Below are 10,314 nucleotides of genomic sequence, written 5' to 3'. Positions count from 1 at the left end.
ATTTTTTGTAGTATATAATAAATAATATTATTTTTATCCTAAGAAAGTTATAAATATTTTTTCTCTTTTCTTTATAGAAGAAAAGGTGAGCAAAGGACAAGTTGGATGGATGAGAAATTAGAAGTTTGTTAATCAGGGGGAGATTACTATATGAGTAAAAACACTCATGGGAAAGAACTTCAACGCGGTTTAGAAGAAAGACATATTACATTAATGTCCCTAGGGGCAGCAATTGGGGTTGGATTATTTCTTGGGTCGGCATCCGCAATTAAAATGGCTGGACCGGGTATTTTGATGGGGTACGCTGTTAGTGGGTTAATCATGTTTTTTATCATGAGGGCCCTAGGAGAGATGGCGATTCAAAAACCGGTGGCAGGCTCTTTTAGTAAATATGCTCGTGATTACTTAGGACCGCTTGCGGGGTATATTACCGGTTGGAACTATTGGTTTTTATGGGTTGTTACCTGTATGGCCGAGATTACAGCTGTAGGCATATACATGGAATATTGGTTCCCGAATGTTCCGAGATGGATTTGGGCGCTGGCAGCACTAGTGATTATGGCAGCTGTAAACTTCCTTGCGGTAAAGGCATACGGGGAATTAGAATTCTGGTTTGCCCTTATTAAAATTATCACGATTATTGCGATGATTGCAATTGGCGTCGGAATGATTTTCTTTGGCTTTGGTAATGGCGGAATTGCCACAGGTATTAAGAATTTATGGGATCATGGCGGTTTTTTACCAAATGGAATAAAAGGTGTCTTACTATCATTGCAAATGGTTATGTTTGCCTATCTTGGTATTGAAATGATTGGGGTTACGGCAGGAGAGGTAAAAAATCCAGAAAAATCTCTATCTAGAGCAATAGATACTGTATTTTGGCGAATTCTCATTTTTTACGTTGGTGCCTTGTTTGTCATCATGTCTATCTATCCTTGGGAGGAAATTGGAACAAAAGGAAGCCCGTTTGTGCTAACCTTTGAAAAAATCGGAATACCAGGTGCAGCCGGAATAATTAACTTTGTTGTACTAACTGCAGCACTTTCATCTTGTAATAGTGGGATTTTTAGTACGGCTCGGATGTTATTTAACCTTGCTGAGCATGGTGAAGCACCACGGAACTTTGGAAAAGTAACAAAAACCGGGATTCCAGGAGCTGCAGTGTTGGCTTCTGCGGGTGCACTTTTAATTGGAGTAGTGTTAAATTATATTGTTCCTGCAAAAGTTTTTACATGGGTTACAAGTATTGCTACTTTTGGTGCCATTTGGACTTGGGGAATCATTCTGTTGTCGCAAATTCGTTATCGTAAAACCTTAAAACCGAGTGAAGCGAGATCTTTGAAATATAGAATGCCGTTATTCCCATATACTTCTTATATTGCTTTAGCCTTTTTAGCCTTTGTAATTGGGTTGATGGCTTATAATCCTGATACTAGAATTGCTTTGGTGATCGGACCACTTTTCCTAATCTTCTTGGTTGTGGTTTATTATATAAAAGGCTTTCATAAACGAGACTCAATCGATACAACATCTAAAAAAAGAGTTGGCTAAGTTTTTACTCAAACATCAATAAAGCAGAGGGTTCTAAAATAATGGAGCCCTCTGCTTTTTTCTTGCCCGATAGGATAGAAAAACTTTCCTATCGGGCATAAGTGCACTATGGGAAGCTTAGTGAGCATAAGCTTCGCATTCAAAAAGCTATGCTTTTCGATGAACTACACCTTTGTCCTTGCCAATAGGCGAGTTTTCTTTAAAAGATAGCTTGGATTTTTCTTTTTTTCACATACTAACATTGTGTATTAAAAAGGAGGTCCACTTTTATGAAGAAGTTGACAGGATGGTTCCTAGCTTTGGTATTTTTGCTCTCTCTTACGAGTGTGAACGTAAAAGCTAAACCTAAACCTATAGCAAGATCATCATTAAATTTGTATGATCAAAATAAAATGTCTGTTCTCTGGTACCAAAAATCTGGGGAAGCAAAGGCCTTATATTACCAAGGTTATAATATAGGAAAAATGAGATTGGATGAAATCCTAAGTAAACGATCAAAAAATAAAGGTTTAAAGCCCGCGATTGTTCTTGATATTGACGAGACAATCCTTGATAACAGCCCCCATCTTGCATGGTTTGTGCTTAATGGGAAAGGTAAACCATTCAATTGGAGTGAGTGGTTTAACAGGGGTGTAGCTATGCCTTTGCCTGGTGCGGTTGAATTTTTAAAATATGCAGACTCAAAGGATGTGGAGATTTACTACATATCCAACCGTAAGGAGGCTCAAAAAGAGGCAACAATGAAAAATTTACAAAGTGTTGGTGCACCTCAAGTGGATGCAGATCATGTTTTATTAAAGCAGCCTGGTGAAAAAGGCAAAGAAACCAGACGTATCCAAGTTGCCAAAACACATGAAATCGTTTTGCTATTTGGGGACAACTTAGGAGATTTTAGCGGTTTTGATATGTTATCAGTTTCTGAAAGGATTCAAGCTGTTGACAAATCTGAAGAAGAATATGGAAAAAAACTAATCGTTTTCCCTAATCCTATGTACGGAGATTGGGAAGGTGCTGTTTATGATTATAATTACAGAAAATCAGATGAAGAAAAAGCGAAGCTAAGAAAGAAATACTTAGAAACTTACCAACGATAGAGGAACGCTGCCGCCATCATTTGGACGGTGGCGTTTTCGTTTCTTAACAGGAATTATTTCTTTGTTTATTCCATATTTTTCGTTGGACGAAATTTAATGATGAGAGTATAGTAGTTTCCATGAGTCTTGTTATATAGGAGGACTGCTATGTTTGGTATATCATTACCGCAATCTTTTTTACAGATGAATACCATTTTTATTTCAATCTTAATCGAAGCCTTACCTTTTGTAACTTTAGGAGTTTTAATTTCAGGAATTATTCAAATTTTTGTTACCGAAGAAATGATTGCTAAAATAATGCCTAAGAATCGTGTTCTTGCGGTGATATTTGCAAGTTTTTTAGGAATATTATTTCCATCTTGTGAATGCGGGATTGTTCCGATTGTCAGTCGGCTTGTATCAAAAGGTGTACCGATTTCAGCGGGCATTGCCTTTATGCTTACGGCGCCGATTATTAACCCAGTTGTACTATTTGCAACCTATATCGCTTTCGGCAGTGACTGGAAAATGCCGCTTTATCGCGGAATAGGTGCCATTATTGTTGCAATAGTAACAGGCATATTTATTGCCTATCGATATAAGGGAAATCCATTTAAAGAAAATTATCATCACCATCATAATCATGAAAAGATTACTTTTTGGAAGAAAGTTTGGCGTACACTTGAACATGCAGTAGAGGAATTTTTCTCAATGGGAAAATATTTAGTAATTGGTTCTCTCATTGCTGCAGCGGTGCAAACATATGTTAAAACGTCAACGCTTGTTTCCATTGGACAAGGACCTGCATCGTCCTCTTTCGTCATGATGGCATTGTCGTTTATTCTTTCATTATGTTCAGAAGCAGATGCGTTTATTGCATCTTCTTTTAGAACGACATTTTCGACTGGGTCACTACTAGCATTTTTAGTTTTTGGGCCAATGGTGGATATCAAAAATTTAATGATGATGCTTGCAACATTTAAAAAACGCCTTGTCCTTATGATTGTTGTTGCTGTTTTTGTAATTGTTTTTGAATACTCTTTGCTGTTTTAAGGAGTTGTTACGATGATTAGAAGTTTGATCCTAATAGGTTTTACTTATTTAATATTTCACCTTCATATTACCGGAGATATTAATAAATATATCAATATGAAATATTCTTACCTATCAGCAGCTGCTGGTTATGCCTTACTATTGTTAACCATTGTTCAAATTCTGATGCTGAATAAGGAGCCTTCAAAAGATACCGGATGCGACCATGATCATTGTGGTCACAATCATTCAAAAGAAGATAAGTGGTATAAAAAGTTGTATGTCTACCCAATTTTTGCTTTTCCGATTATTTCTGGTTTATTTTTTCCCATCGCCACTCTTGATTCCAATATTGTGAAGGCAAAAGGATTCCATTTTCCTATTTATGATGAAGGACAAGGGGACTCGTTTATGCAGCAGCAATTTCTTCGACCAGATACAAGTGTATATTATGGAAAAGATGACTATGATAAGTTAATGAAAAAGGAAAAGAAAAAATACGTAGATCAAAGTACGATTGTCCTGAATGATCAAAATTACCTAAAAGGAATGGAAACAATTTATAATTTTCCAGGTGATTTTCTAGGAAAAGAAATTGAATTTAAAGGGTTTGTTTTCAATGATAAGGAAACCATCGATAAGAATCAGCTTTTTGTCTTCAGATTTGGTGTTATCCACTGTATAGCTGACTCCGGAGTCTTTGGAATGCTTGTTGACATGCCGGAGGGCACGAAGTTGAAAAATGATGAGTGGGTTACAGTGAAAGGGAAAATCTCCACGATTTATTATCAGCCATTTAAAACCAATATTCCCTATTTAAAAGTCGAAGAGTGGTCAAAAACTGATGCTCCAAAAGAGCAATATGTTTTTAGAGGGTATTAGAAAAGCATCAGTTTAGAGGAAGTCGAAAATTTATTCTTATAATGTAATAAAGACACCGAAATCTCGGTGTCTTTTCATAAAAGTAGACAATTTAGCATTTCAATTAATCTAGATTAAAAAGGGGAAAAAATAAGGTCAGATTAGTTATTCACATTTTTTAAAATGTTGATTGCAAAGACAATGATTCCTAAAACCATCAATGTACCACCGGTAGCGACCGCAGGCCCGGCTTTATCCATCCCTGATACAAGGAATGCAAGCCCAATCATCATGATTGGTAAGGAGATATTATGCAGCCAGAAATGAACCTTTGCAAGTGCAGTTTTGGCTGCAGTTGGAAAAACGACATAGATAAGTCCTGCGAGTGCCATTGACATCCAGCCTAATAAAATAATATGAACATGAACGGGTGTGAAGCTGAATTTTTCTGTCATTGACATATACATACCGATACAGACACCGATGACAAAATACAAAACAGAAATCTTAATTAACTTAACTGCCATCTTTCTTCCCTCCCTTTAAATTTAAAAATAGTGACTACAGTACTAAATATGAGGGGATATTTTAAAAAAGAACTTAGTTTTTTAAGGACAAAACATGATTTTTTTTCTAAAGAAATAAAAAAAGCCGCCTTTTTATAGGCGGCTCTATCGTTTATAGTAAGGCTTTTATACCTACTAATACAAGCCCAATTAAAAATCCGCAAACAGCCCCATTAACACGGATCCATTGCAGGTCTTTGCCTACATTTGTTTCAACCATTGTAATGAGGGTTTTATCATCAAGTCTTTCTAAATTTTCCTCGACAAGCTTGCCAATCTTTGTATGATTTTTATCAACAAAGCTAGAAATTTGCTGCTTAATCCAAGTTTCTAAAGAATTGACTTTTTCAGGATTTGCTTTTAAATTTTCTAGCCCATCAATGATAATCGGGAGAATATAATGATCGAAAAAGCTTGATTCTTCGACGAAATCATGCGCTTTTTGCTTCAGATTGTTAAGTAAAGAAATAATTTGTTCTTGAGGTTCCCATTTTGCAATCAATTGAGTCTTTAGGTGATTAAGTTCCTCGTAAACTTTTTCATCATTTTTTACTGACTGCAACTTATTATGAATATGAATCATTAATGTTTTTCTATTTGGATTAAAGGGATCTCGAAAGCTGTCCACTCCTTTTAGAATAATGCTTTGGATAATATTACCCAGCTTTTCTTCGTTAACGAGATTACTAAATGACTTTAATGCAAATTGCATAAACCCATCGGCTTTAATATTTTCTACAGCGTCAACTGCTAACCCGCCTAGCTTGTACTTCGTACTATCTTTTTTCGCCCACTCATAAACCTCTTTTAGAATAAAATCAAGTGTTTTTTCATCGTATTTTCTTTCCATAACCTGATCGATTATCAAAGGGAGGAAATTCTTAGTATCTAATTTGTTTAGCTGTGATTTTAATTCATTTTCAATTACCGGAGCAATTCTCTTAGTATCTATCGTTTTAATCAAATGTTGAATCAGAATGATAAAGTTTTTTTGAACTGCCTTTGAATGAATTTCCTTGTCAATAATCGAAAACAGCTTTTCAGAAAAATTGAGAGTATCAATTTTTTTTCGAATGCTCTCTTTCGTCAGCCAATCGTTTTCAAGCATCGAGATAATCCCCGCGATAATTCTTTTTCGGTTTTTTGGCAGCAATGCCGTATGGGGGATTGGAATACCTAATGGGTGTCGAAATAAGGCGGTAACAGCAAACCAATCCGCAAGGCCCCCAACAAGCCCTGCTTCAAAACCACCCTGCAGAATGATTCCCCATAGTGAATCTCGTATTGGCATAGTTATCAGAAATCCGATTGCCATCACTGCAAGAGAAATAGTCGCTAAATGCTGCGATTTATTCTTCTGTTTTAACATCTTTATACCCCTCGTTTTTAAATAAATATTATTGTTTAGTGCTATTATCTCAATATAGTTGAAAAAAAAGCAAAAAAAACATCTTTTTAAAACAGTAGTTGCTTTAAAAAGAAGTAAAAATACTTTTTTTGTTAGAAAAAAGTTACTTTGTTAACAATAGTGGAACTCTCTTTAAGATGATGGGCATATGGCGGTCAACACTACAATTGAAAAGAACTAAATCGGTAAAGATGGTGCCTGGATTTATTAAAGGATATGTAATCAAAAAACTCCTCTCAGCTTTGAGAGGAGTTTTTTTTCTGTGGCATAATATGTGTTATCAGACCATCCAGGTCAGTAATATAAAATTGTGTTTTAGGAGCTGCTTTAAGGTACTTGTCCTGTAATAGCTGATAATAATTCACCCTGTGATGTGGATCAAATTTTAACATGGGATATTCCTTATGCTCTTTTACATATTGATCAACGGCCTTTTGTATAATATCCATTTCTATTGGAATTTGTTTTTCACTTTCTTCAAATAAATCATAGGTTTCTTTTGACATATAGAATTTTTTAGAAGGAGTACCGCCAAGAAGTGAAGCAAGCTGTTTAAAGTCGATACTATTATCCTGTTGAACAAGAATGGTCCGGAAAACTCCCTTTGGCAGATTATTTGAAAACGTCCTTACAGCTCTCCGTACATCTTCAATAGTCACATCTATAATTGGATAGTTTTTGCTATCTTTTAAATCCATATTTACTGTATTCTCATTTTCCGTATCTTTCTGTATGGGTGATTTAAAGTATTTTTGAACCATTGAGTAAACAGTTAGTCCGCCAATTCCTATTCCTAAAAATGTACCGATTAATGTAAAGGTTGGGTATATCTCATATCGGCCATCAAGAAACGTTCCAAGCTTAAACCCAGCATAAACCGATATAGCGATGGCTATCCCAAATACCATGTTTAAAGAAAGTGCTTTCATAAGAAAGCTTGTGAACTCATTCCAATGTGTATCACTGCGGTTCTTTTCATTTTTAAAAAATTTCATAACCTCTTTTTTCATTTCTGCTGACACTTTATTCTCTTCGAAAAACGTCTCGAGATACTCTTCTTCAGATTTATTTTCATTTTTCAACAGACAAGCAGATATTTCGCTAGATCCTATAGAGTAATGAACGTAAATCCACTTTTCTTCAAAACCTAATTCGAGATTTTCTGTCACTCTGCTCAAGTATTTTGTAAAATTGTACTTCATAATTTTATGCCCCCTTTATTTGAGTGTTTTGGGGATAGGAGAGTGAATGTGATAGGAATGCTTCTTCTTTGGCTTCTTTTTGAATTTGTTTCGCCCCCTCTTTAGCATTTTGAATCATTAATTTTCCCTCTTTTTCGCTGCGCTTTATTATTTCCCTTGCTTCTATTTTAGCTTGTTTAAGAATGTCTTCGCTAGCTTCAAAATTGATTTTTGTATCAAATTTATATTTTTCAGTCAATTTCAGTTGATCTTCTATGTGGGTTTTTCTTTTCTCAAGAATATCCACAAGCCTTTTAAAAACAAGCCTCTTTAAAATAAAAACTAAAACGGTAAAAATAATAGCTTGATAGATCATTGTGCCTAAAGAAATTGGAAGACCAAATAACGTAAAATCCCCCATACTATACTACTCCCTTCATTTATTTAGGTTAATCTATGAGCAATATAAACCATTGTCAGAGTTACAAATATATACGCTTGAATCGCACCAATAAAAATGCAGAATGCCTGCCAGATTAACATTGGGACAGAAGCAAGGAGACTGATAACAAATCCATGAGTTACAGCACTTGCTAAAAGAGACAGCATGACTTCCCCCGCATAAATATTCCCAAACAAACGGAGACCGAGCGTTAAGGTTGTGGCAAGCTGTTCTATGGCATTGATAGGAAACAAGATCTTAAATGGTTTGAAGAAGCTTACAAAAAAATGTTTGAAGCCGTGTAAACGGATATCGATGAAGTGGGTATAGGCAATGATCATGATGGCCAACGTCATGGTAACATGTGCGTCAGCAGTAGGAGATTTCCACCAGGCAACAGAATGTTCTTCAACAGTAATAATGGAAAATGGGATTCCCATAAGATTGGCAATGAATAGATACATTAAAAGAGAAACCCCGGTCGACAAAATAAATAAATTGTTGGAAACTACCATTGAAGAGTTCATGATGTCATTAACAAATTCCAGAATCCATTCCATAAAATTCTGCCATTTGTTCGGTGTATTTGTTGAAGAATTTTTGGTAAAAAAGTAAGCTATGAGAAAAACAATAATTGCAGCGATAGTTGTGGTTATGATGATGGACAAATCAAACGTTAAATTAAACCAAATTACCTGAGGCCTCGAATGTTCCGTAATGTTCAACTCCTTTCTATGAAAAATATAGAAATAGAATGATAAGGAACCTTTGAGTGAAAGGACTAAGTTATGTCATGTTTATTATATACCAAAATTTTCATTATTGTAACATAGTTCACAATTATTTCTTAATTTTCTGAATAGTGAAGTGAAACACGGTTGGAAAGATTGCTAGCATTACGTAGGTTTTACAAATTATTTTGTTTAGAATAGTAATTTCAGAAAAGATTATTGTATTTAATCTTTTACTTTATATTAAAAAAGTTTAGAAAAATTTAATTTTTGAAACCTTTTAGTATATTTTTCGTCTTATTAAATGGTAAAATAATCAAGGTATAAAAAAGATAAATAGGGGGAACCTCAGATGAAAAAGTTCTTAGTATCATTATCAGCTTTAACTATGGCCATTGGTCTAACTGCTTGTACAGGCAGTGAAGAGGCAAAAACAGAAAAGAAAGAAGAACCAAAAGAAGCAGCAGCACCTAAGGTGGATGTTAAAAAGGAATTAGTTAAATTCTATATGGATCTTGGAAATAAAATTAATGCAAAAGATGCTGATTTAAATGGTTATGTGGCGAAAGCAACCAAGGAAGGTGCAAAGCCTGAAGAATTACCAACTGCCGAGGATAGGGCTAAAGCAAGTGATTCAGCAGCCTCTGTTGCTGCAGAGCTAAATAGCGTGCAAATCCCTGCAGAGCTGAAGGACAAAAAAGCTGATCTTGAGGCAGCAGTAAAGGATTATGCCGCTTCGTACCAAGCTAAAGCAGATGAATTGAAAAAGGATGCTCCATCACTTGATGCAGCGGATGAAATCTTCGCACAAGGTGAAGAAAAACTTGGCAAAGTATTTGAAGGTGAAAAATTACTTCCACCAAGCTTAGGAAAACAAGTAAACTAATAATCAATGAAAAAAGGCCGGATGGAAAAATCATCCGGCTTGTTTTTTTTTACTATGGATAACTTATTATCATTGAATCAATTAATTGCTGTGACCATGTCTTCTTTAAATGTGACTTGTATTTCGTCAAGGAAATCATCAAAAGATAAGTAAGTCTCAGTATCTTCGAAAAACCAAACATCGTTCCCTTCAACATAGAAGGTAATTCCATTAACTTCTTTAGTAAAGCCAATATTTGCTGGATGTTCAACAGAAAAAGCAAGACTATATCCTTTATGCTTTTGTCCAAATCCGGCATATTGAGGAAACATCCTAATACTGAATGGTTTATTGAGCTCGAATTCTCTTGTGAACCATGAAGAAGCTTTTTCGTCGATAGATATGAACATATTTATACACCAACCTTTTCCTAGTTGATATTGCATAAGGATTTAGATGAATCGGAAAAATTGAGGTTACTCTCCAATTCCTTATATTGAAAGATTATATCTTTTCAAGAATTTTGCATGTGACATTTTTCACAATCTTCACCTAACCGCAATGATTTAAAAAAATGTTCATTTTTTAGCTTTGAATTGTTCAC

General features: G+C 35.1%; 11 protein-coding genes. 5 read left to right on the top strand and 6 right to left on the bottom strand.

The window, feature by feature from the left end; genetic code table 11:
* Positions 1-150: 150 nt before the first annotated feature.
* The 4 genes from alaP (at position 151) to V7150_RS25100 (ending at position 4,538) form a co-directional block, all read left to right on the top strand.
* A complete protein-coding gene (gene alaP / locus V7150_RS25115; RefSeq protein ID WP_335523716.1) occupies positions 151-1,551 on the top strand; it encodes an alanine permease AlaP in 1,401 nt (466 codons plus the stop codon).
* A 269-nt stretch (positions 1,552-1,820) separates the two neighbouring features.
* Positions 1,821-2,645: a 5'-nucleotidase, lipoprotein e(P4) family gene (locus V7150_RS25110; protein ID WP_335523714.1), complete on the top strand. Its 825-nt coding sequence runs from the start codon at positions 1,821-1,823 to the stop codon at positions 2,643-2,645.
* A 147-nt stretch (positions 2,646-2,792) separates the two neighbouring features.
* A complete protein-coding gene (locus V7150_RS25105) occupies positions 2,793-3,677 on the top strand; it encodes a permease (protein ID WP_335523711.1) in 885 nt (294 codons plus the stop codon).
* Between the two features lie 12 nt (positions 3,678-3,689).
* A complete protein-coding gene (locus tag V7150_RS25100; protein WP_335523709.1) occupies positions 3,690-4,538 on the top strand; it encodes a TIGR03943 family putative permease subunit in 849 nt (282 codons plus the stop codon).
* 140 nt (positions 4,539-4,678) lie between these two features.
* On the opposite strand, the gene V7150_RS25095 is transcribed toward V7150_RS25100, so the two are convergent.
* The 5 genes from V7150_RS25095 to atpB form a co-directional block, all read right to left on the bottom strand.
* On the bottom strand, positions 4,679-5,044 hold the full coding sequence (locus V7150_RS25095) for a cytochrome-c oxidase (protein ID WP_335523706.1): 366 nt from the start codon (positions 5,042-5,044) through the stop codon (positions 4,679-4,681).
* A 151-nt stretch (positions 5,045-5,195) separates the two neighbouring features.
* Positions 5,196-6,452, bottom strand: coding sequence for a DUF445 domain-containing protein (locus tag V7150_RS25090; protein ID WP_335523703.1), 1,257 nt, complete (start codon positions 6,450-6,452; stop codon positions 5,196-5,198).
* 275 nt (positions 6,453-6,727) lie between these two features.
* Entirely contained in the window at positions 6,728-7,693 is a 966-nt protein-coding gene (locus tag V7150_RS25085; protein WP_335523701.1) for an AtpZ/AtpI family protein, read from the bottom strand.
* A 4-nt stretch (positions 7,694-7,697) separates the two neighbouring features.
* A complete protein-coding gene (locus V7150_RS25080; RefSeq protein WP_335523699.1) occupies positions 7,698-8,093 on the bottom strand; it encodes an ATP synthase F0 subunit B in 396 nt (131 codons plus the stop codon).
* A gap of 23 nt (positions 8,094-8,116) precedes the next feature.
* Positions 8,117-8,782: a F0F1 ATP synthase subunit A gene (atpB, locus tag V7150_RS25075; RefSeq protein ID WP_420490331.1), complete on the bottom strand. Its 666-nt coding sequence runs from the start codon at positions 8,780-8,782 to the stop codon at positions 8,117-8,119.
* Between the two features lie 415 nt (positions 8,783-9,197).
* On the opposite strand from atpB, the gene V7150_RS25070 reads away from it, so the two are divergent.
* On the top strand, positions 9,198-9,731 hold the full coding sequence (locus V7150_RS25070; protein WP_335523696.1) for a hypothetical protein: 534 nt from the start codon (positions 9,198-9,200) through the stop codon (positions 9,729-9,731).
* 77 nt (positions 9,732-9,808) lie between these two features.
* On the opposite strand, the gene V7150_RS25065 is transcribed toward V7150_RS25070, so the two are convergent.
* A complete protein-coding gene (locus V7150_RS25065) occupies positions 9,809-10,156 on the bottom strand; it encodes a HesB/YadR/YfhF family protein (RefSeq protein WP_335523694.1) in 348 nt (115 codons plus the stop codon).
* Between the last annotated feature and the right edge of the window lie 158 nt (positions 10,157-10,314).

Origin of the sequence: Neobacillus drentensis, assembly GCF_036965245.1 — a bacterium.
Lineage (GTDB): Bacteria > Bacillota > Bacilli > Bacillales > Cytobacillaceae > Neobacillus > Neobacillus drentensis_G.
The sequence above is the reverse complement of the archived record's forward strand: the minus strand, read 5'-3'. Positions and strand labels throughout refer to the sequence as shown.